Origin of the sequence: Acinetobacter sp. SH20PTE14 (assembly GCF_021391555.1) — a bacterium.
Classification (GTDB): Bacteria; Pseudomonadota; Gammaproteobacteria; order Pseudomonadales; family Moraxellaceae; genus Acinetobacter; species Acinetobacter amyesii.
Genome location: NZ_CP090067.1, coordinates 2,124,122 through 2,146,673 on the forward strand (window position 1 = coordinate 2,124,122; position 22,552 = coordinate 2,146,673).

General features: G+C 41.2%; 26 protein-coding genes. 2 read left to right on the forward strand and 24 right to left on the reverse strand.

The window, feature by feature from the left end:
• Window positions 1-61: 61 nt before the first annotated feature.
• The 24 genes from cmk to LXF01_RS10670 all read right to left on the reverse strand — a co-directional run bounded on the left by cmk (window position 62) and on the right by LXF01_RS10670 (window position 18,530).
• Window positions 62-745, reverse strand: a complete 684-nt coding sequence (gene cmk, locus LXF01_RS10555; RefSeq protein WP_233944296.1) for a (d)CMP kinase — start codon at window positions 743-745, stop codon at window positions 62-64.
• Window positions 746-762: 17 nt separating this feature from the next.
• Entirely contained in the window at window positions 763-1,194 is a 432-nt protein-coding gene (locus LXF01_RS10560) for an SRPBCC family protein (RefSeq protein ID WP_078188937.1), read from the reverse strand.
• Between the two features lie 26 nt (window positions 1,195-1,220).
• Window positions 1,221-1,772 carry a tRNA adenosine(34) deaminase TadA gene (gene tadA / locus LXF01_RS10565; RefSeq protein WP_078188939.1) on the reverse strand — a complete coding sequence of 184 codons (552 nt, stop codon included), beginning with the start codon at window positions 1,770-1,772 and terminating at the stop codon, window positions 1,221-1,223.
• A gap of 3 nt (window positions 1,773-1,775) precedes the next feature.
• Complete coding sequence (locus LXF01_RS10570; protein WP_233944297.1) at window positions 1,776-2,900, reverse strand: enoyl-CoA hydratase/isomerase family protein; 1,125 nt, start codon at window positions 2,898-2,900, stop codon at window positions 1,776-1,778.
• The gene (gene ung / locus LXF01_RS10575; protein ID WP_078193660.1) at window positions 2,897-3,610 is read right to left on the reverse strand and encodes a uracil-DNA glycosylase; all 714 of its coding nucleotides are present in this window, start codon (window positions 3,608-3,610) and stop codon (window positions 2,897-2,899) included. Before ung ends, LXF01_RS10570 begins: the two co-directional genes overlap by 4 nt.
• A 36-nt stretch (window positions 3,611-3,646) precedes the next feature.
• Window positions 3,647-4,243: a 6-pyruvoyl trahydropterin synthase family protein gene (locus tag LXF01_RS10580; RefSeq protein WP_180077646.1), complete on the reverse strand. Its 597-nt coding sequence runs from the start codon at window positions 4,241-4,243 to the stop codon at window positions 3,647-3,649.
• A 130-nt stretch (window positions 4,244-4,373) separates the two neighbouring features.
• Complete coding sequence (gene gspK, locus LXF01_RS10585) at window positions 4,374-5,321, reverse strand: type II secretion system minor pseudopilin GspK (RefSeq protein ID WP_180023912.1); 948 nt, start codon at window positions 5,319-5,321, stop codon at window positions 4,374-4,376.
• Window positions 5,322-5,360: 39 nt separating this feature from the next.
• Window positions 5,361-5,990 carry a type II secretion system minor pseudopilin GspJ gene (gene gspJ / locus LXF01_RS10590; RefSeq protein WP_233945461.1) on the reverse strand — a complete coding sequence of 210 codons (630 nt, stop codon included), beginning with the start codon at window positions 5,988-5,990 and terminating at the stop codon, window positions 5,361-5,363.
• 46 nt (window positions 5,991-6,036) lie between these two features.
• Window positions 6,037-6,429, reverse strand: coding sequence for a type II secretion system minor pseudopilin GspI (gspI, locus tag LXF01_RS10595; RefSeq protein ID WP_233944298.1), 393 nt, complete (start codon window positions 6,427-6,429; stop codon window positions 6,037-6,039).
• Window positions 6,419-6,976: a type II secretion system protein gene (locus LXF01_RS10600; RefSeq protein ID WP_180077640.1), complete on the reverse strand. Its 558-nt coding sequence runs from the start codon at window positions 6,974-6,976 to the stop codon at window positions 6,419-6,421. The genes gspI and LXF01_RS10600 overlap by 11 nt, the downstream gene beginning before the upstream one ends.
• A 9-nt stretch (window positions 6,977-6,985) precedes the next feature.
• On the reverse strand, window positions 6,986-7,600 hold the full coding sequence (locus tag LXF01_RS10605; protein WP_078193665.1) for a TetR/AcrR family transcriptional regulator: 615 nt from the start codon (window positions 7,598-7,600) through the stop codon (window positions 6,986-6,988).
• 42 nt (window positions 7,601-7,642) lie between these two features.
• Window positions 7,643-8,416 carry a TatD family hydrolase gene (locus tag LXF01_RS10610; RefSeq protein WP_233944299.1) on the reverse strand — a complete coding sequence of 258 codons (774 nt, stop codon included), beginning with the start codon at window positions 8,414-8,416 and terminating at the stop codon, window positions 7,643-7,645.
• A 31-nt stretch (window positions 8,417-8,447) separates the two neighbouring features.
• Window positions 8,448-8,789 carry a PilZ domain-containing protein gene (locus LXF01_RS10615; RefSeq protein ID WP_111885061.1) on the reverse strand — a complete coding sequence of 114 codons (342 nt, stop codon included), beginning with the start codon at window positions 8,787-8,789 and terminating at the stop codon, window positions 8,448-8,450.
• A gap of 15 nt (window positions 8,790-8,804) precedes the next feature.
• The gene (locus tag LXF01_RS10620; protein ID WP_180059027.1) at window positions 8,805-9,788 is read right to left on the reverse strand and encodes a DNA polymerase III subunit delta'; all 984 of its coding nucleotides are present in this window, start codon (window positions 9,786-9,788) and stop codon (window positions 8,805-8,807) included.
• Window positions 9,789-9,801: 13 nt separating this feature from the next.
• Window positions 9,802-10,563 (reverse strand): 3-deoxy-manno-octulosonate cytidylyltransferase, encoded by a 762-nt coding sequence (kdsB, locus tag LXF01_RS10625; RefSeq protein WP_233944300.1) that lies wholly within the window; start codon window positions 10,561-10,563, stop codon window positions 9,802-9,804.
• Window positions 10,564-10,566: 3 nt separating this feature from the next.
• Window positions 10,567-11,580 carry a tetraacyldisaccharide 4'-kinase gene (gene lpxK / locus LXF01_RS10630; RefSeq protein ID WP_078188953.1) on the reverse strand — a complete coding sequence of 338 codons (1,014 nt, stop codon included), beginning with the start codon at window positions 11,578-11,580 and terminating at the stop codon, window positions 10,567-10,569.
• 3 nt (window positions 11,581-11,583) lie between these two features.
• On the reverse strand, window positions 11,584-13,311 hold the full coding sequence (gene msbA / locus LXF01_RS10635) for a lipid A export permease/ATP-binding protein MsbA (protein WP_233944301.1): 1,728 nt from the start codon (window positions 13,309-13,311) through the stop codon (window positions 11,584-11,586).
• Window positions 13,311-13,733: an ExbD/TolR family protein gene (locus LXF01_RS10640; protein WP_078193671.1), complete on the reverse strand. Its 423-nt coding sequence runs from the start codon at window positions 13,731-13,733 to the stop codon at window positions 13,311-13,313. Before LXF01_RS10640 ends, msbA begins: the two co-directional genes overlap by 1 nt.
• A gap of 13 nt (window positions 13,734-13,746) precedes the next feature.
• Window positions 13,747-14,388 carry a MotA/TolQ/ExbB proton channel family protein gene (locus tag LXF01_RS10645; RefSeq protein WP_078188956.1) on the reverse strand — a complete coding sequence of 214 codons (642 nt, stop codon included), beginning with the start codon at window positions 14,386-14,388 and terminating at the stop codon, window positions 13,747-13,749.
• A gap of 31 nt (window positions 14,389-14,419) precedes the next feature.
• On the reverse strand, window positions 14,420-15,307 hold the full coding sequence (locus tag LXF01_RS10650) for a ParB/RepB/Spo0J family partition protein (RefSeq protein ID WP_180084215.1): 888 nt from the start codon (window positions 15,305-15,307) through the stop codon (window positions 14,420-14,422).
• A complete protein-coding gene (locus LXF01_RS10655) occupies window positions 15,304-16,086 on the reverse strand; it encodes a ParA family protein (RefSeq protein ID WP_078188958.1) in 783 nt (260 codons plus the stop codon). Before LXF01_RS10655 ends, LXF01_RS10650 begins: the two co-directional genes overlap by 4 nt.
• A gap of 24 nt (window positions 16,087-16,110) precedes the next feature.
• The gene (gene rsmG / locus LXF01_RS10660) at window positions 16,111-16,743 is read right to left on the reverse strand and encodes a 16S rRNA (guanine(527)-N(7))-methyltransferase RsmG (protein ID WP_180003083.1); all 633 of its coding nucleotides are present in this window, start codon (window positions 16,741-16,743) and stop codon (window positions 16,111-16,113) included.
• Window positions 16,744-16,827: 84 nt separating this feature from the next.
• A complete protein-coding gene (gene murU / locus LXF01_RS10665; protein ID WP_111885067.1) occupies window positions 16,828-17,517 on the reverse strand; it encodes an N-acetylmuramate alpha-1-phosphate uridylyltransferase MurU in 690 nt (229 codons plus the stop codon).
• Window positions 17,517-18,530, reverse strand: coding sequence for an aminoglycoside phosphotransferase family protein (locus tag LXF01_RS10670; RefSeq protein ID WP_111885068.1), 1,014 nt, complete (start codon window positions 18,528-18,530; stop codon window positions 17,517-17,519). Before LXF01_RS10670 ends, murU begins: the two co-directional genes overlap by 1 nt.
• Window positions 18,531-18,650: 120 nt before the next feature.
• On the opposite strand from LXF01_RS10670, the gene LXF01_RS10675 reads away from it, so the two are divergent.
• Both LXF01_RS10675 and LXF01_RS10680 read left to right on the forward strand, forming a co-directional pair.
• Entirely contained in the window at window positions 18,651-21,122 is a 2,472-nt protein-coding gene (locus LXF01_RS10675) for an LPS-assembly protein LptD (RefSeq protein ID WP_180094172.1), read from the forward strand.
• Window positions 21,122-22,429, forward strand: coding sequence for a peptidylprolyl isomerase (locus LXF01_RS10680; protein ID WP_233944302.1), 1,308 nt, complete (start codon window positions 21,122-21,124; stop codon window positions 22,427-22,429). The genes LXF01_RS10675 and LXF01_RS10680 overlap by 1 nt, the downstream gene beginning before the upstream one ends.
• Window positions 22,430-22,552 lie beyond the last annotated feature (123 nt).

The window sequence follows — 22,552 nt, forward strand, 5'->3', positions numbered from 1 at the left end:
TAATTAAGCGTCTACATAGTCCGTATAAGACTGATCAAGCTATGCTTCTGCTGAAAATTCTTTAGTTTGCTAATTGCTGATCGATGTAATTCGTCATCAGCGTGAATACTTCATCAATACTTAAAGTTGAACTATCAATGAAGTAAGCATCTGGCGCAGGCTTGAGTGGAGCGACTGCGCGTTCCATATCTCGCTTATCACGCGCTTCGATATTAGCTAAAATGTCGTTTATTTTAACATCCACGCCCATAGCCTGCAACTGATTTACACGGCGCTCCGCACGGGACTGAGCAGAAGCCGTTAAATAAATCTTGGCTTGAGCATTTGGAAAAATCGTAGTTGCCATATCACGGCCGTCTGCAACCAAACCAGGTTCTTGAGCAAAGGCATGCTGACGTTCTAAAAGCGCAGTTCTAAGTGCAGGAATTGCAGCAACTTTTGAGGCAAACTCTCCGACTCTCTCAGTACGGATAACTTTTGAGACATCTTCACCATCTAAAAGCACCGAAACACCTGCTTCATTTGTCACAAATTGTATGTCTAAATTTGTTGCAATTTTTACGCATTCATCAAGCTTTGAGTCTAATGCATCAATTAAGTCTTGCTTATGCAATGACAATCCCAACAGACGATATAACGCACCTGAGTCGAGTAAGTGGAACTGATAATGTGCCGCAATTTTTGCTGCCAATGTTCCTTTACCTGAGCCACTTGGGCCATCAATTGTAATGATTTGAACTGTCATTGCTCTTCCACTTTTGTTTATACGGTTTTTGCAAGTTTTGAAAAACCAATTTTAATCGCTGACTTCAGTTGCGCAAGGATTAATTGACTAACGAATGGCGCACGCGCCTGTAATTCAATCGTATAAGTGACTAAAGTACGCGCAGCATCAATCGCTTCGAATTGAATCACACCCAAATGATGTTTCACCAGTGGGTTTTTAATAATCTTATATTCAATGCGTTGGTTTGGCTCAAGCAAGGTAATTTGCTCTTGTAACGGCTTCACTGGCCCAAAGCCCATACGACGTACAGAACCCACACCATCAGGACGTTCAGGATCTGCAGAATCTTTGACGCGCACCACTTGAATCGGTGCAAAAGCCACGTTATAGGTCGAATGTTTTGAAAGTAAGTCAAAAACTTGCTCGACCGGTGCATTAAATTCTTTTTTTACTTGAATGGATTTCATGGTGTACCCTATTTTATTTGACAATATTAATTGTCAGTAGAGTTTACTTGATTTTTTAAATTAAGTTCAGTCAAAGTGGCTTTTTCCTGTAACTTCATCAGTCGTTTTTGTTCACGACGCATTTTAAAAAAATCACTCAATTGTTGGGAGCATTGCTCTTGTAGGCAACCATGCTCAAACTCAAAGATATGGTTATAGTAGCCTGAATTTAATAATTGACGCGAACTGACCAAAGAACCTGCTTTAGGCTCAGTCGTCGCAAATACCACACGCTTAATTCTCGAATGAACCAAAGCGCCCACACACATTGTGCATGGCTCCAAAGTTACATATAAAGTTGCATCGTCAGGTAAACGGTAATTATCGATATTTAAACAAGCTTGACGCAAAGCTTGTACTTCCGCATGTGCGGTGGGATCTTTCAGAGAAATCGGCGCATTAAACCCTGCACCTATGACTTGATTTTGACTCACAATGACTGCGCCTACAGGAATTTCTTGCAATTCGGCAGCTTGTGCAGCCTGCTCGAAAGCAAGCTGCATCCAATGTTCATCACTATATAAGTTTGGTTCAGACATCAATTAATAAATTACACCATACTGTCTTAACAGTGCATTCCAACTGTCAATATTGGTTACAGGAGGCTCATCAGCCAGAATTCCTTTGAGGGAAAGATCTGTACCTTTTTTCCATTCTGGAGACAGGTCTTTATCGACTAGACGTGCGCGCACACCTTCCACAAAGTCTGCATGACTAATTTTCCAATCCGAAATTTGGGTTTCTAGTTCAAACACTTCATTCCAAGAATGCACTTGCTTGCCCCACTGCCACAACAACCATGTTAATGCGGCGGTTGCAGGTGAACCTTTTTGTAGATTTTCACTGGCTTGACGTAACCAATCACTACGCGCATCACTTAAACCTATAATTGATTCATAGTCATGTTCAAAATTATGCCCACGGCACACACTTTGAATCACATCTAACGAGTTTTGTAATGGCCCCGGCCCCACAGGACGATGCATACTATTTAAAGTGTCATCAATGGCACGAAAATCGCCTGCTGGATAATGATCCCAATCAATATTGATGACAGTTTCAAGTACGTTATCACGCTGTGCATCACAAATATGCGTTGCCCAGCCGATACCATAAGCACCTGCTGCAGTCATAATCGAGCCTGTAAGTCCCGTAAATAAACCAATGGCACCACGGTCAGCAAGGAAACGCGTCGCACCCACATCTGGATACAAACCGATATTAATTTCAGGCATTGCTAAACGTGAATAAGGTGTTACCAAACGGAAAGGTGCGGCCATAAATAGACCTAGGCCACCACCCATCACATAACCTTCGCCCCAAACCAAAATCGGCTTTGCATAATTATGCAGCAGCAAATCTAGAGCATATTCTTGTTCAAAAAATTTATTCGCCGTTTCAACTTCATCATTGACCACCAATTGGCGCAATTTGCGTACATCGCCACCTGCACAAAAAGCTTTCGGCGTAGTGGAATCTAACCAAATCGCTTTTACAGCATCATCGTGTTGAAAGTCCTGAAAGACTTCAAGCAACGCTGTGCAGATTGATTCATCTAATGCATGAAGCGATTTTGGGCGATTCAGGCGAACAATGCGCCAGCCGTTTTTCGCTTCTTCAACAATCAGATCTGGGTGATAATTTTTTGAAACGGGAGAATAAGTCATGCGTCCAGCTGCCAGTCTATTGGCTCAATGCCATTTTGTTTAAGATAATTATTACTTTTTGAAAACACCTTACAACCAAAAAATCCACCGCGGTTTGCAGCCAAAGGTGATGGATGCGCGGCTTTTAGCACCAAGTGCTTATTTTGGTCAATGCGTTGTCCCTTACGCTGTGCATATGCCCCCCATAAAATAAAGACAATATGCTCACGTTGTTCATTTAAAACATCAATCACATGGTCTGTAAAATCTTCCCAGCCACGTTTTTGATGTGAAGTTGGTTGCCCAGCCTCAACAGTCAGTACCGCATTTAAAAGCAAAACACCTTGTTCTGCCCAGCGTGTTAAGTCCCCATGTTTTGACACAGGCACCCCAAGGTCGGTATTTAACTCATGGAAAATATTACGTAAAGAAGGTGGTAATGCAACCCCCTTTTGTACTGAAAAACTCAAGCCATGTGCCTGATTTGGCCCATGATACGGGTCTTGACCTAAAATCACCACCTTTACATTCGCCATAGGCGTCGTGTTTAGGGCATTAAAGATCAGCGGATTCGGTGGATAAATCACTTTATCCTGTTTGATTTGTTGTAGCAGAAAGTCTTTTAACTCATCCATGCGAGGGCTAAGCAAAAACTCACTTAGGGCATATTTCCAGCTAGGCTCAAGCTGCACTTTAGCGAGTTTTGCTTGTTGCTCTTCTGTTAAAGACATCACTGTTAACCAATCCTAATAAAACCAAATATTTACTTAAATTCTAACTTGTAAATCAACTGCAGGGTTTAAAAATTTTTGACCCTGTTTTAATTTTTCATACATCTGGGTATCGTTCCATTCCGACTGAACCTGTTCGGAGAAGATAATTTGATCTAACTGCAACAACCCCATTTGTGCGTTGTCGATATCTTCTAAGAAGCTTTGCGCATAGCCTGTGTCTGTCTCATGCACAATCACAGAATACACCTCAACATCACCCTCACCATTTTGAGTTTCTGTTGATTTTAGAACTTGTTGTGCCAAGTAAAAGAAGATTCGTGAAAACTGCTCTGCTGAAGGCGATACAGGTAGTTCAACCCAACGTGCGCTGAACTGTTTGCAGGCACGAATGTACTCGGCATCATCGTGTTGCCAAAAACAAATCGCGTGATCAAAACTGTCAAATAAGTCTTTAATTACCCCTTTGAGCAAACCGAAATCGTAAACCATTTGCCCATGGTCAAGTTTCGACGCTTTAAGTAATAGTTCGACTTTATAACTGTGTCCATGAATGGAACGCTTGCAACGGTCTGACGTGCAATTACGCACGATATGCGCGTTTTCAAACTTAAATAACTTACGAATTAACATATGTCGTAATGCAATCAAATAATCTATGGGTTCTGAGAGATTATAATGCAAAAGTCTAGCAAGAGGCATTAATTTTGCTGTTCAGCACAATTGGGAAAAGGCATCATGAAAATTTAGCAATATTTAATACCTAAAATGGTGCCATACTGCGAAAAGCCACATACACATCTTTATCTTTTCGCACTAACTCACTGGTAAATTGACGCTTTCTTTCATTTAAAATAATTTCAATTTGCGCTTTAAAATAGTTCGACTGCACACCCAATTGTGAATTTAAAACTTCCCTATTTTCTGTGCTCACCTGTGCAAATGGCTCCATTGCCCATAAATCATTGATATTTTCGAAATGTTCAAATTTGGCAGCTTTTTGTTGCAAAGCTTGCTCAACTGCATTGACATCTAAACGATCATCCATAGTCGCTAACAAAAATGCAGGAGCGGTATTAATGTTTACCGTTGTTTCATGCGAGGGCAAGCTACTCACATAGGGCGCAATCAGTTTATATTGAGCACCTTCAAAACCACGGACTGATTTCAGTTCTTCCACACTATGAAATTTTGCATTTGGCGGTAATGCCGCATTATTTAAACCACGATAGTACGCCAGCTCTGCGCCCATCGGGCCAGAAGTCTCATCATCTTCATCTTGCCAGTCAATCACGGCTTGACTTAATTCTGCGGGTAAACCAACACGCTGCAATATTTTTTCAAACCATAATTTTGCTTTGTCATTTACCACACCCTCTTCTGAAACCAAACTATTAAGGTTAAATTTTCCAGATTCGTCTTGGAGCACACCTGCAACAGTTCCACCTTCCACTGGAAAGGCGGGCATAGGCTGAGCCCAATTTTCTTGGAGGTGATCCACCTGCCCTGCATTTTCGGTATCATTTACTAAAAGTTCAGCAAAAAATGCTTCGGCACTTTTCGCATATAACAACGACTGATTTTGGCGCATCACATAAGCGGTATTTTCAGAAGTATGGGCTTGTTGTTTTGCGATGCCTGCTGCAACTATGGTTGCCAAAGCTACCATCATCAGGATAGTTAACAAAGCGATGCCACGTTGCTGTTTCATACGCAACTCCCAACTTCAAATGACTCTACTACCTGACCGCTAACCATTCTTATTTTTATCCAATAAAAAATCAGTATTTAACAAACTGAATAACCATTCGTAGTTTGTCCCATCAACTGTGAGCTGCATCCTGATACCCCGCGGTAACAGTTGAATGGTTTTTTCATTATTCAAATCAGCGGCAGCATCTGGCCAATTCTCTAACTCATTTGGATTGAGTACCGTGATTTTATATTGTTCAACATTATCCAGTAAAACACTCGAATCTGGCTGATCATGCCCCGTTTGGTTGAGATTTTTAAATTTTAGCCGATACAATTTTTTTTCATCAGCTTTGTATTGATATTCCACTCGCTCGTCAGGTGCAATGCCCTGATTTAATGGATCAGTGACACCTGTCTTACTGAAATTAAATCGGCCATTTTGCAATACTAACGCTGGTTGAATATCTCCATTAATATTGGCAGTTAAGGGCACAGCTTGTACTGTGTCTCTGAGAATTTGCTGATGGGCATCTTGCAACTGACTCAGCCTTACCTCATGGGTTGCGTTTCGTTCCTTCACTTTCGAGACATAATTAAAGACCTTCCAGCCCAAAGCAGACAGCACTGCAAAAATGGCAATCGCAACCAAAAGCTCAACTAAGGTAAATCCTGCTTGATTCTTCATTCCTTGCTGTACAAGCACAGGCATATCTTGAGATGTACGTTTTTTTCTAGTTATTATTTTCATCCAACGGAACCTTATAGTTAAAGAACACCAAACTGCTAATCCCTGCTTCAACATCGCCTGTTTCAGCATTCATCAAACTCACTTGGATATCAATCCGTTGTACATTTGGACTAATGGTGGCTTGGGCTTTTTTGTCAATTTGCCATTGTTCGCCTTGTTCAGTGACTTGTTTAGATGCAGTACCCGTCATCCATTCACGATTGATTTCCATCTTAGCGATTTCATTCAGCGCAACGAATTGTGCTTTATTTCTTAAAATTGCGTGTGCTGTCGACTGTGTATATTGCATCACAACATTAGACAAAGCCATTGCCGCAGTCGCAAAAATCGCCAATGCCACCATGACTTCAAGTAGCGTAAATCCTTTAGCCCCCATTAACTTTCCCTAAATGATCAATTTCGATTTCATTGCCAATGGGACGTTCTTCAAAATAAAACTGTATACGCACAGGCTTCACTTCCCCATTACCTAACCAAATCAACTTGGGTGCATTGGTATTTAACAAATCATCATTATTGGCATTTTCATACTGCTGGTCTAAAGGCTGAATCGTAAAAGAGACATTTTCAGGTAATACTCGGGTTTCAAAGTTTTTATAGTTTTGCCATTTATTGTTCTGATTTAAAATACTATTTTCTACACGTTTTTGTTCTGGTAAATATTCTTGTACCGCATAGCTTTGCGTGTTGACATCCGTTCCAGCTTTTTGCTGTAAAGCCAATATCAAAGCTTGATCATTTGCATCACGTAAAATTCGTTTCAGATCCATCACAAACACTTCGCGTGCTTGCATGGCTTTGCGTTGATCTGTCCCACCAATATTTAAAAGTACCAATGAGGCCATGATGCCCATAATCACAATCACCACCATCAATTCTACGAGGGTGAAGCCACGAACCGATGATGGTGATGCACTTTTCATAAGCAGCCTTTAAGCGAATTGAGCAACCGCATGCACTTGTTTTGGTAAGGCCAAGGCTTGATCAATATAAGCAACCCGCAAGGTGTCTCTTGAACCCAAATAACGCTGATAAAAACTAGAGTTCAAAATTGCTGCAGCGCCATGTGTAAGTGACCAAATTGAAGCAAGATAATCACGTACTGGCATGCTACTTTGAATCGACTCCAAATAATGCTCAGTCATACGAATGATCAATCGTAGGCGTTGTTTGCGCACTTGATATAGTTCACTAAACAAGTGCTGAATACCCACACCCGTTGTCGATAAACGCTCTTCAATTTGATGAAACAACACTGTACGTTCTGGGTGATGTAAGTGATGCAACATAAAGAAAGCAAGGTGTTCAGGAAAAGCTTTATCGGTGTCTTTAATCATTTCCAATAACATGCGTTCATTACGAATAATGAGCAACATATATAGTTCATCTTTACTTTGAAAATGTTTATATAACGTCCCTTTTGCCAAGTCGAGTTCTGCCGCTAGCGCATCTAGTGTCATCCCTGCTTCGCCATTTTCCAATAGCAGCTGCTCTGCCACTTGGAAAATTAATGCCTCTCTTGCTCTAAACTGAGCTTGACGATCCATCTTCACCCTATACTCTCTTACTCTTATATCAATTCAAATTATTTACTTAAGATTGAGGAGATTTTCAAAGTTTTGCATTGTAATGAAAGCCATCTCTTCAATTGACTTATCATATACATCACTTAAGGCTTTGGCTACATAAGGAACGTATTTTGGTTCATTAGACTTTCCTCTATAGGGCATCGGTGCAAGGTATGGGCTATCTGTTTCAATCAGCACGCGATCCAGTGGTACTTGCTTAGCCACATCACGCAAATCTTGTGCATTTTTAAAAGAAACAATGCCTGAAAATGACACGTAATAACCACAATCTAAGACCGCTTTTGCTGTTTCCCAATCTTCAGTAAAACAATGCAAAATCCCGTGAGTGGATTTCTCTGCACGGATAATATCCACCGTATCATGCTTTGCAGAACGAGTATGTACAACCACCGGTTTTTTCACGGCTTGCGATGCGCGAATATGGCGGGCAAAACATTCTTTTTGCTCTGCAACAAAGTCGGTACTATGAAAATAGTCCAGCCCTGTTTCACCAATCGCCCAAACCTTTTCAGGTTGTGCTAATTCAATGAGATATTCTTCTGTTGCCCGAGCCATCGTTGCAGGATCTTCACATGGGTGTACCCCAACGGAATAACCCACATCGGCATGACGTGCAGCAATTTTTGAAAGTTCGATATGGTCATCTAGATCAACCGAGATACTCATAAATTTTGAGACCCCGGCTTGACGAGCCTGATCCAATGCAAGATCTAAATTACCCTCATAAGGGCTTAGGTCGAGCATGGTTAAATGGCAATGGGTATCTACAAACACAATATGTACCTACAAGTCTTCACTGTTGTAACTACATAGTGTAACTTCTACGCCCCTCAGATTTAAGCCCTGCAAGTAAACGTTCTGCTTCTGTTTTGAAATAAACGCCTTTTTCGCCGCTTAATTGAATTCCAAAGCCTTGTGGTTTAATGCCATTTTGCTTTTGCGAAATCCAAATCACTTTCCCTGTCAAAGGAATTTTTATACTTTGTTCAGGCAGCGTAGCCAATAAGAAAACTTCATCACCCATTTTCACAGCTTGCTTTGATGGTACAAATAAACCGCCACCAACGACATAAGGCATGTAGCTCGCAAAAAGTGTTTCCACATCTGGAATATTAGCGTGAACAATCCCGCCCATACGTGGTTGCATGATGTTTCCCCTTAATTAAACATTCATCAGTTTGATGCAAAGCTCATCTACGACCAGATTCCCCTGTACGTTCTGCTCGATGAACCGCTTAGACTGCTGTAATTCTGTATAAATCCCAAAGAGTGTTTCGAGCGAATATTGCTCTGCCAACACCCCAAAATCCAAATCTATATTTTTTATGGATTGATTTAGCTTGACACAAATTATATCGGACAACAAGTATTCAAACATTTGACTAAAATCACTAAAACTCAGAGCTTTATTCCACTTGGTCGCAATTGCCATCGGCATGTTTTTTTGTGTCACAAGTTTTTGCCAATCTTGTAGAAACTCTTGGCGCATATTTAACCATTCGCTACTTGCCAATGAAATCGCTTGTAATGGCATTTGACTGGCTAAGTTCATGAGAACTTTGCGCTGGGTTTCACCACTATCAGGCAAATGCTGCTGTAAATATTGCTGTGATTGTTCGGGTTCAATACGATCCAATGCATAGTGCTGCATTCGACTGCGAATGGTTGCCGGCAATTTCAAATAATGCTCTGCCAATAACATAATCACAATCCGCTCGCCCGGCTCTTCCAGTGTTTTCAGCAATGCATTTGATGATGCAATGTTTAATGCTTCAGCAGGCTCAATCAACACAACTCGCCAACCGTCTACGGTTTGCTGTACAAAAGGCAATAAATCACGAATTTTTTCGATTTTAATTTTGGCATTTTGCTTTTTATTGTCTTCATCTGTACTGATGTGGACAAAATTTGGATGTGTATCTGACTTTAACCACTGGCAACTCCCACACTCACCACATGGCTCAGTTCGCTCATCACGTTTTTGACACAGCACCCAAGCAAGAAATTGTTTTGCAAATGCCTCTTTACCACAGCCTTTTTTGCCATACAAAAGCACGCCATGTCCCAGTTGTGGAAAACGGCTGGTTAATGTATTCCATGTATTTTGCTGCCAAGGGTACACTTGCGCCACAATTTCATTTTGCATAAATCGTTTAACCTTATTCGAAGTTTGAAACATCCATTTGGTTCAAACGATCAAGGTCAGCTTGAGTGTCTACGCCCGGTGGTAGGTTCGCTTCTGCCACAGCTATGGCAATACGATGACCATTTTCCAAAACGCGTAATTGTTCAAGGCTTTCTAATTTTTCGAGTACACCCATATCCCAAGTGACATATTCTTGAAGGAGTTTTACGCGGTATGCATAAAGTCCTAAATGACGAAAAGCTTGATCATGCAAGGTTTTTTCAGCTTGCTTTGCACCGTCTCGGTCATACGGAATAGTCGCACGGCTGAAATACAGCGCTTGATTGTGCTTTGACATCACCACTTTGACGATGCTGTCACGTTGAAACTCATCCAGACTATGAATCGGCTCGCAGAGCGTCGACATTGAACATGTTGGCTGATCAACGAGTAATTGTGCAACTTGTTTTACCAATTGAGCGGGAAGTAAAGGTTCATCGCCCTGCACATTGACAATAATGTCATCACTTGCCCAACCTTTGATACGTGCAACTTCACTTAAACGATCTGTCCCAGATGGATGCTCTGTAGAAGTCAATACCACATCAACCCCTTCCGCACGACACACTGCGACAATACGTTCATCATCTGTAGCAACACAAAGGTCATCGAATCCTGCAACTTTTTTGGCTTGATCAACCACACGTAAAATCATCGGACGGCCATGAATTTCAAGCAATGGCTTACCTGGTAAACGTGAACTTGAAAAACGTGCAGGAATAACAATATGTTTCATAAATTAAATGCCTTCGGGAAGTTTCAGACCCAGTTGTTTCAACTGTGCATGCAAAGTTTCATAACACGCAGGTGACAACACTGCATCTACAGGAACAACCCATATTTCTCTTTTAAAATCTGGATTATTTTTGAGGATCGCTAAAATTTTAACTGCATCTTTTTCAGTGGTAATGATGGGATTGGCATCTTCAAACTGCAAATCACTCAGTTCATATTCATAATGATCTGGAAATTCATGACATTGAAATTGATGAATCCCCATATTTTCTAAGGTTTTATAAAATCGTTGCGGAAAGCCGATACCCACCACAGCATAAAAATCTTTGTTTGCATCAAATGTCGTCACAAGATCTTTATTAAGCAAATAAGGCTGCGCCGCTTCTAGGTGCATATTCAGTGGAGAACTTGGATCTGCTGAATGCTCAATGACCGTTCCACTGGCAAGACGCTTTTTCGGTTCACGCAAATAACCTTCGGGTAATAATTTTTCATTGCCTAAACCACGGTTATTATCCAGCACGATCCACTCCAACTGACGTTGAAGCGCCCAATGCTGCAAACCATCATCGCAGATAATCAAATCCAATTCATGCTTGGATAGTAGCAACTCAATACTTTGCTGGCGGTTTGGACCGACTGCCATCGGTACACCTGTAGACTGAACAATTAAGCTCGGTTCATCACCCACGATTTCAGCCGTCGAGTCTAAATCCACATAAGCCGGAAATGGTCCTTGACCACCATAGCCACGACTGATCACACCAACACGCAGCTTTAAGCTATTCAAATAACTGACCAAATGAATGAGCAATGGGGTTTTACCACTTCCACCTACTGTGATGTTTCCAATGACCATGACTGGAATAGGCGCTTTATAGCTTTGCTTAATACCTGATTGATAGAGCTTTTTATTGAGTAAAAAGCCGCCACGATAAAGCCATGACAAAGGTCTAAACACAACGAGCCACTTTGCCTGTTCATTCCAAGCATCCTGAATCAATTGTGCAAAAGACATGACTTAATTTTCCTCAAAATTACGCTGATGAAGTTGGTAATATGCACCACGCTGTGCTATCAATTCCGTATGCGAACCTTGTTCAATAATACGCCCTTTATCCATCACCACAATACAGTCTGCATTTTCAATGGTCGATAAACGATGCGCAATCACGATCGTGGTACGATCTTGCATCGCAGCGTCAAATGCTTGCTGAATGAAAAATTCAGATTCGTTATCTAGCGCACTGGTCGCTTCATCTAAAATTAAAATCGGTGCATTTTTCAAAATGGCACGCGCAATCGCAATACGTTGACGTTGACCACCAGATAGGTTTAAACCTTGCGCACCCAAAGGCGTGTCATAACCTTGCGGCAAATCTATAATAAAATCATGTGCAAATGCAGCTTTAGCAGCAGCAATGACTTGTTCATCTGTTGCATGCTCGAGCTGACCATAAGCAATATTTTCACGCACAGTACGGTTAAACAAAACCACTTGCTGATTAACCATCGAAATCTGAGTACGCAAGCTATTGAGTTCTATGTCGTGAATATCATGCTGATCAAGCAACAACTGTCCTGACGACACCTCTTGGTAACGAACCAACAGATTGACCAGTGAGGTTTTACCTGCACCTGAACGCCCAACCAATGCAACGGTTTGCCCTGCATTGATTTTTAAATTGAAGTCATGAATCGCATGGTGACCATCAGCATAGATCAAATTGACATTTTTAAATTCGACATCACCTTTCAAAGCAGGCTTCAGCGTGCCGTTATTTACTTCTTCAGGCATATCTAGCAATTCAAAAACTGAATAAGCTGCTGCCATGCCTCGTTGTAGTTTTTCGTTGACATCCGTCAAGGTTTTAATTGGCTTACTCAGCATACCTGCGGCAGTGATATACGCTACAAACTCACCCGCTGTTGTATCTTGTAAAATCTCAGGGCGTAGCGCGATATACATCACGATACTGAGCGCGATCGACATAATCAGCTGAACAATTGGGCTATTGAGTTGCTGCACCACAACCATTTTTAAGCCGCGGCGTAAGTTCTCCATTGAGCTTTCATAAAAACGTTTTTGTTCATAATCTTGCCCTGCAAAGCCCTTCACTACCAAGTTGCCTTGTACTGTCTCTTGCACCACATGGTTAACGTCACCCATGGTACTTTGTACTTGCATGGATAATTTACGCATGCGTTTCGACGCTTTACGGATGATCAGCCCAATAATTGGGCCAAAAATCAAAATACACAGGGTTAAACGCCAATTGGTATAGAGCAAATAACCCAATAATGCGATGGTAATCAGACCCTGTTGTACAATCGTTTTCAGTGACTCAGACGATGCCGCCGTCAACTGTTCAACGTTATACATAATTTTTGCAGTGATATGACCGCTCGAATTATCCAAATAATATTGCGAAGGCAAACGCATGAGTTTTGCGAACACTTGCTGACGAATATTAAAAATTAAGTTTCGAGAAATCACTGCGGTAAAATATCCCCCCATGAACAAACCGAGTCCACGGAAGAACATCAATAAAACCACCAAGAGTGGAAATAAGGTTGTAAAGCTTTGATCTTTGTTTTGAATGGCTTCAATAATGCGTTCCAATAATTTTGCGACAGAAACTTCTGTCGCAGCATTAATACCGAAACCAAGCAAAACCAGCAGGCCGATTCCCCAAAAAGGTTTTAAATAACTTAATAGGCGTAAATAGACCTTAAAATCGTGCTTCACTAATAACCTCGAGTTGGAACTTTGGTACTGATGTTGATATTCACAAATCCAAGTTGACCTGCAACATCCATCACCCGAATCACATCTTGATGTGTTGCTTTTGCATCTGCTGCAATCACAAACATTAAATCACGACGATCATTGGCTGTCTGTTTAATTGCAGTATTCAAATCAGAGACTTCTTTACTCGCCAATGACTGACCATTGACAGAATAATGTCCTGTTGAATCCACCACAACTTCAATCTTTTGATCATAGTTTTTAGGTGGAACACCTTGTGCATCTGGCAAAGTCAGGTTCATTCGACTCATCTGGTTAAAGGTAGTCGAGAGCAACAAGAACACCAAAATGAACATCAAACAGTCAATCATCGGTGTGAGGTTGATATGAATATCTTCAACCTGACGACGTTTAAATTTCATGCGCAGTCTCCACTCAGCTGGCTTTCTGAATGTCCTGACTTTCTACTTCAGGTGTTTTTTTATAAAACAAAGCGGCATGAAATAACGTCGACTGCTGTTCTAACTCAGCCACATATTCCTGAACCAAACGTTGGAAATAGCGATGTGCAAATAATGCAGGTACCGCAATTAACATACCGGCAGCAGTGGTAATCAAGGCTTTAGAAATACCCGGCATCATCAACACTGGATCACTATTGGTGCCTATATCAATCATTAAGAATGCTTCAATAATACCGATCACCGTACCCAACAAACCTAGTAAAGGTGCAACAGCGCTTAAAGTGCCCAAAAAGTTGATATTTTTTTCTAAATAACCAATTTCTTGTGACGCTGTGACTTCCATTTGCGCACGTGCATATTGCTCGTTTTGATCTTTACTAGCGTAACCTGCGCCCAATACACGACCCAATGTACTTTGTTGTAAAGTTGGACTTTGCTTTAGCTGCTGCACCACATCTTTCACCGATGTGTTTACATTCATCATCAAGTCTTTTGGTAACACCATTGATTTCTTTAAACGAATAAAGCGCTCAATGGTAATGGCTACCGTAAAGATCGAACAAATGACGAGCGGGATCATTAACCACCCGCCCGCTTTGACTAATTCCCACATTTGATTTTCCCCAATAAATCGAATTTAAAAATTATTCAGCTAGACAAATATTTAAAATACCATCTAGCTCTTCAAGAGTATGGTAGCTAATCACCAGCTTGCCTTTCCCTTGTTTATTATGATCAATTTTCACGTCTGCACTGAAACGATCAGAGAGACGTTGTGTCAGTTGTTGAATGTCTGATGAAACAATTGGTTTAGCTTTTTGTTGTTTTGGTGCATTCAAATCACGAACAAATTGTTCGGTTTGACGTACAGACATACTTTTTTCAATCACCATTTCAGCAACTTTAAGCTGATCTTTGGCTTTTAGCGTCAAGATCGCACGTGCATGCCCCATATCGAGCAAACCTTGCTGCATAAAGTCTTTGACTTGATCCGCTAAAGACAAGAGGCGTAGCAAGTTACTAATCGTGGTACGTGCTTTACCGACCGTATCGGCAATCTCTTGATGACTTAAACCAAATTCGTCATGGAAGCGTTGTAAAGCCATGGCTTGATCGATTGGGTTCAAATCTTGACGTTGAATGTTTTCAATCAATGCCAAGGCAATTGCCACTTGGTCACTCAACTCACGAACAATGGCTGGAACTTCGGTTAAACCTGCAAGCTGAGCCGCACGCCAACGACGCTCACCTGCAATAATTTCGTAGGGATGCTTTTCATCTTCGACAGGACGAATCACGATTGGCTGCATGACGCCATGCTTTTCAATCGATGCAGCAAGTTCTTGTAAATCTTGTTCTTTAATGAAACGACGCGGTTGATACTCACCGCGTTTCAATAAATGCACATCAATTTGTTTTAACTGTCCATGATCTAAAGCTTTTGCTTCGAGCTGTAGTTTTTCTTTTTGGATTGAGCCGAGTAAGGCATCCAGACCACGACCTTTAGCCAGTCCGCGTTTTTTTACGGTCATGCTTTAGTTCCTTTTTTTACTTTGGTTTTTTTTAACATCTCAGCTGCCAAGTTCAAATAAGCAACTGCACCCTTCGAGCTTTTTTCAAAATAAATCACTGGCAAACCGTGCGCAGGCGCTTCAGCCAAACGAATATTACGCGGAATGACCGTGTCATAAAGTTTCTGACCGAAGTATTGTTCAAGCTCAGCAGACACATCACGTGTTAAGGCATTACGCGCATCGTACATGGTACGAAGCACACCCACGATCTCTAGATCTGGGTTTAAAGCTTGCTGAATACGGTCAATGGTTTGGGTTAGGTCAGCCAAACCTTCTAGGGCATAATATTCACACTGCATTGGAATAAGCACAGCACGTACCGCTGCAAGTGCATTGACAGTGATCAAACTTAAACTTGGTGCACAATCGACAATAATATAGTCGAAGTCTTTTTCAACGCTTGCCAACGCTTCACGCAAAATAAACTCACGACCGTCTTGATCCGCAATCGCCAGTTCAACACCGGCTAAGTCACGGTTTGCACCTAAAACTTTATAGCCCACTTCCGCTTTATAAATGGCGGTTTCGATCGGCACTTCACCAAGTAAGACATCCGTGACTGAATACAACAAATCATTTTTTTGAATGCCAGAACCCATCGTGGCATTGCCTTGTGAATCCATGTCCACAAGTAAAACTCGTTTTTTTAATATGGCTAAAGATGCAGCCAAGTTCACAGCCGTTGTGGTTTTACCTACGCCACCCTTTTGGTTTGCAATCGCAATAATTTGAGCCATGGTAACCCCAGTCCTTTGAAAATTTTAAATACGTTTAAGAAAAATTAAATGACGCTGCTCATCAAGTCGTGGAACTTTTAATGCAACGATATCAATCTTGAAATCACTTTTCAGTGTTTCAACTTCTTCTTCAGGAATTAAGCCTTTCATCGACGCAATAATACTTTGCGCATGCATATACGGTTTAGACGCGTCCACAAAATCCGTTAACGATGCAAAAGCACGACTGGTAATCACATCAAACTGCCCCAGTTCATTAATGCTGTCTTCATTTTCGACACGTGTTTGTACCGCAATGACATTTTTTAGTTTTAAGTCAGCAATAAATTGTTTTAAGAATCGAATTTTTTTACCGTTGGCATCTAAAAGCACACATTCACGTTCAGGCTGACACAGTGCAATGATCATCCCCGGCATGCCACCACCCGTACCGATATCCAATAACCGACCTGCAGGCAAATCATTTAGGATACTTAAGCTATCCAATAAATGCTTAACCAACATTTCTTTAGGATCACGAATAGCAGTCAAGTTATACGCTTTGTTCCACAGCACTAGGGCATCTTGGTATTTCAGCAATAGATTTAATGCTTCTTCACTCAAATCTAAGCCAAGCTTTTGACTACCTTGCTTTAAGTCTTGAAAAAAAGGATGCATAAAGAAGACATCTCAATAAAAATTAACTGAAGTATACCGATTTCTAAGCCGTGGAACAGTAGCTAACGCTTAGCGAATATGCACTTAATCGTACATGCCTTGGCGAATCTGTAGATCTAGATCACTTAAACGCTCAGGTGTGCCAACATCAACCCACGCAGTTTGCATTTTCTCTGCAGAAATTTTTCCATCCAACATAGCTTGTTTCAATAAAGGTGCGAGCGGACGCTTGCCAGCTTCCAATCCATTAAACATGTTAGGATGTATAACTGCGATTCCGCTATAGGTGAGTGCCTCGCCTGCATGTTCTTGCTCAAAGGTATAACTACGCCCAGCATCCAAGATAAAATCACCCTTTGGATGTTGCGCTGGATTAGTCACATAGACCAAGTGTGCCAAGTCATCTTTTAGCTCAATATTGAGCAAGGCTGAAAAATCGTAGGTCGTCCAAACGTCACCATTGACTAAAATAAACGGTTCTGTCCCAAGCAAAGGTAAAGCATTAATAATGCCACCGGCTGTTTCCAGACCTTCCGCTTCACGTGTCCAGCGAATATTCACACCAAACTGCGAACCATCACCCAAAGTACCAATCAGGATATCTGCAAGCCATGCAGAATTGATGATGATTTCAGTTACGCCAATTTTTTTTAGCTTTTCTATATGCCAAACAATCAGTGGTTTTCCACCCACTTCAAGCAAAGGCTTTGGCTTATACAATGTTAAAGGGCGCATCCGATTTCCGAGACCCGCCGCTAAAATCATGGCTTTCATTATGCAACAACCTCATAAGTGCCGTATTTGGCTTCAAATTTCGGCAATACTTTAGCGCGAATAAATTGCATAAAAGGTTGTAATTCTGCATATGGTTTACTTTCTTCAAGTAAATACCACATCACACGCGGCAAATCTTTGAGATAACCCGACTTACCATCACGCTCAAATAAGCGCACAAAAATACCTAAAATTTTGATATGACGTTGAATCGCCATCAGGTCGGCGTCTTGTTTGAATTGCTCAAAGCTACGACCATCTTTAGCCGATGCAGGCAACAAATCATAGAACGTCTTAAACCATGCATAAACACGATCTGCATTCCACTGCACATAAGCATCACGTGTGATTGAGATCAAATCATAAGTATCCGCACCAATCACTGCATCTTGGAAATCAATCACGCCCTGATCTTGCTCACCATCAAGCACCATCAAATTACGGCTATGAAAATCACGATGCACAATCACTTGAGGCTGAGCCAATGCAGCATTGGCTAAGATAGCAAAGGTTCGTTTAATCAGTGCCGATTCTTCTTCAGTAGGCTGCACTTGTAGAGATGGCAATAACCAATCGGTTAACAGCTCCATTTCAGAAATCAGCTTTTCATAGGCATATGCAGGAAAATGAGCAGTTCCATCAATTGACTGCAATTGAATCAACTGTTTAAAACTTTGAGCATAATGTGCGTCTACGGTTTGATCATTCAACAACGTAGACAATAAAACATCACCAAAATCTTCTAACAATAAGAAGCCTTGATCGAGGTCTTTGGCCACGATATGTGGTACACGCACGCCATGTGCATCAAAAAATTCATCAATCGACACAAAAGGACCACAATCTTCTTTTTCTGGTGGTGCATCCATGAGCATAAATGTTTTATTATTCAATTTGATTCGTGCATAACGACGGAAGCTTGCATCGCCTGCTAAGAAGTTAATTTCAAATTGATCTGAACCGAGTACAGATGAAATCCATGTTTGTATCAATTGTTCACGTTGTGTATTCATTTGCGATAAATTCTAATACAGGCTGAGTTTTTAAAGTGCTAAGTGTAGCTACTTATCAACTTTTTCTCTATGATGCGACAATAATTAATTGCGATTAAGCATACCTGGTTAATGAGACAAATGAAGCATCAGTTTAAATTTAATCCTTTAGCGACTGCGATCTTAACCCTTCTATGTGGTAGCTCGTTACCAAGCTATGCAGCACCTGTTTCAAACCCGTCCACGGATGACGATACAGAACAACTCAAACAAAGCATTTCAGAAGCTTATCCGGGGCAGCAGTTCTTCGAACAATATTATGTCGATAAATCTGCACCTGAAGCACAGATTCGCAACACCAATCAATTAAGTTCTGCGTTTTGTACAGGCACTTGGATTACCCCAGTTGCTCCAACAACAAAAGCGGTCGCACCTGAAGACGCAACCTCTACCATTACCGCAGACTATGGTCATTTTGACCCGAATGGCGATTCCATTCTTGAAGGTAATGTTCTGATTGACCAAGAAGGTCGTCAAATTCGTGCCGATCAAATCAAAATTGATAAAACCCAAACCTATGCCAATGCTTCTGGCCGCGTGCAAATGGCACAGTCTGGGCTGATTTCGCAAAGTGATTCGATTGATTACAATTTAAAAACCCAACAGGGTGATTTAAATAACAGTTTCTTTATTGCTGAACAGCAGCATGCACACGGTCGCGCTGAGAAAATTTCACGTACTTCAACCGAAACACTCGAATTAGAAAACGCTGTTTATACCACTTGTCCACCCGATGAAAAACCAACGTGGAAAATTCAAGCAGACAAAATTAAGCTGAATCAAGAAACTGGTCGTGGTGAAACCAAAGGTACAACATTATATGTAAAAAACGTACCTGTGATGGCTGTACCCTATTTCAACTTCCCGATTGATGACCGTCGTACCACAGGTATTTTGACCCCAAGCTTTGGTTTTACCAATGATGGTGGTGTTGAACTTGCCGTTCCCGTCTATCTCAACCTTGCACCAAACTATGATGCAACGGTCACACCACGTTACATTGCAGACCGCGGTCCAATGATGGAAGGCGAATTCCGCTATCTCACTGAAAACTTTGGTTCAGGGATGGTGTGGGGTGGTTATTTACCATCCGACCAAAAGTATGATGATCAGGATCGTAAAGACTTACATTTCCTCCACAACTGGAAAATTAACGATCAATTTACAACCAATTTAGAATACAATTATGCATCTGATAAAGACTATTTCTCAGATCTCAATAATAATCCAAACTCAAAAACTGACCTGAACTTACGCCGTGCATGGGAACTCAATTATAAAAATGGTATCCCTGGCCTAAAAGCACAGCTTAAAGTGGAAGACTTCCAAACACTGGATAAAACTGTCAGTGATGAAGACCGTCCATATGCGCGCTTGCCGCAATTCCTACTGAACTACAAGACTGGTAATCCGCTCGGCTTACAGTACGAATTTAACAACGATACGGCTTACTTCAAAAAGAACTTACGTAGTAATAATATTCCAAGCAATACTGGCGATTCGCCAATGTATGAGCCAAGCGGCGCACGTATTTATAACGACTTTAGTGTACGTTATAACTATCGTAACCCATGGTCTTTTGTAATACCAGAAGTGTCTATTCGCAACGTCAACACGATTTACGATCAAGACACCGTTAATGCACAAAACATTAGTTCATCAAATGAAAGTAAATCGGTCGTTGTACCGCAATTCACTTTAGATGCGGGTCTTGTGATGGAGCGCGAAGGTCGTTATCTTCAAACCTTAACGCCACGCTTCTTCTATGCGTATTCTCCATACAAAAACCAAGACACTAATCCGAACTTTGACTCAACTACAGCGTCAATTAATTATGACCAGTTATTTAGTCCGCGTCGGTTCTATGGTAATGACCGTTTAGAAGACAACAACTTCGCATCTCTAGGCTTGAGCTATAGTTTATTTGATGATGTTGGTCTTGAGCGTTTAAAAGCCAGCGTTGGTCAAAGTTTCTATTTTGAAGACCGTCGTGTCACACTGAACAACGTCTCTGATAAATTTGATACCGAACGCCATACCGGCCCTGTCGTGAGCATTTCTAGCCAACTATCTGACAGCATCAGTGTGAATGCCAATTCAGCATGGATGGCGAATGGTGATAATGCTCAGCGCGATATTCAAATGTATTACACAGGAAATAAAGGCAATTTATACAATGTCGGTTATTTCTATCGTAAAGACATTCCTAACCGCCAAGACAGTTATGACCAAGCAGTAGCATCGTTTATTCAACCTATACACAATAACTGGCGTATTATTGGTCATGCACAATATGACCTCGACAACAGTATTGCGCGTGAATATTTACTGGGTGTGAACTACGAGTCATGCTGCTGGGGTGTTTCAGTTTATGGTCGTTCGTACTATAACGATTTAGATGATGTAACATCTTCGGATGTTAAACCAAAACGTGCCATTATGGCGGAGTTCACCCTAAAAGGTTTAGGTGGCTTCAACAATAAATTAACCTCTTTGCTTGAAAACAGAGTGTTGGGTTTTAACAATATTAATCAATCTTGGACAGAACGTTAATGAAGACAAAACAGTTAAAACAAATTTTTAAAGCGTCAGCCTTGGCACTTTGCCTATCAACTTCTGTATCTGTATTTGCTGCTGCGCAACCTAAAGATGAAATTGTAGCTGTCGTTGACAATAGCGTGATTCTACGTAGTGATCTTGATCAAAGCATTGCCGAGATCACTCACCAATTTCAAGCAAAAAAACAAACCGTCCCACCGACTGAATATTTGCAGCAACAAGCTTTAGAACAGCTGATTTCGCGCCAAGCACAGCTTGAACAAGTTAAACGATACAATGTCAAAGCGGATGAAAAATCGCTCAATGAAGCCGTACTTAAAGTTGCAAAAGATGCCGGCTCTCCAAGCTTAGAAGCGTTTCAGCAAAAATTAGATGCTGTTGCGCCAAATACCTATGCAGGTTTACGTGCACGCATCGCTGAAGACATTGCTTTACAACGCCTACGTCAACAGTTGGTCACTTCACGTATTCAAATTAGTGACCAAGATGTGAAAAACTTCTTAAGCTCACCACAAGGTCAAGCTGCGCTAGGTAATCAAGTTCATGTTTTACATGTACGCGTAGCTAGCAGTGATAATGCTGTTAAGATCGCTGAAGACATTCGCAAAGAACTTGCAGTAAGCAACGATGTAAAAGCGATTACTAGCAAATACAGTACCAAAGACATTAAAGTTGACGGTGCCGATATGGGCTTCCGCAACTTATCTGATATTCCAGATGAACTTGCTGCACGTGTAGCACCTTTGCAAGTTGGTCAAACCACTGAACTAATTTCAGTACGTGATGGCGTTCATGTTTTAAAATTGGTCGACCGTAAAAGTGGCGAACAAAAAGCCATTGTTCCTCAATACCAAACTCGCCATATCCTGATTCAACCATCTGAGGTCGTGAGCCCTGAAAATGCCAAGCAAATGATCGACAACTTGTATAATCGCCTGCAAAAGGGTGAAGATTTTGCAGTCTTGGCTTCAACGTTCTCGAATGACACTGGTTCCGCTGCCAATGGTGGTAGTTTAGGTTGGGTTAGCCCAGGTGTTATGGTTCCAGAATTTGAAGCAATGATGAAATCAACAGCGAAAGGTGAAATCAGCAAGCCTTTTCAGTCACAGTTTGGTTGGCACATCCTTCAAGTGACCGATACACGTCAACAAGATATGACACATGAAGTACAAGAACGTATGGCCCGTCAGATTTTAGGTGAGCGTCAATTTGACACCGAACTGGACAGCTGGTTACGTGAAATTCGCAACAATGCCTATGTTGAAATTAAAGATCCTACTCTAGATCGTAAAAAGAAATAAGTGAATAAACAAAAAACCAGCTTCGGCTGGTTTTTTTTATGTCGATTCTTATCATCATTCAGCACTTTAGTAATTATTACATACCCGTTATGAAAATAATCTACTCTTTTATAGGCAAAAAAA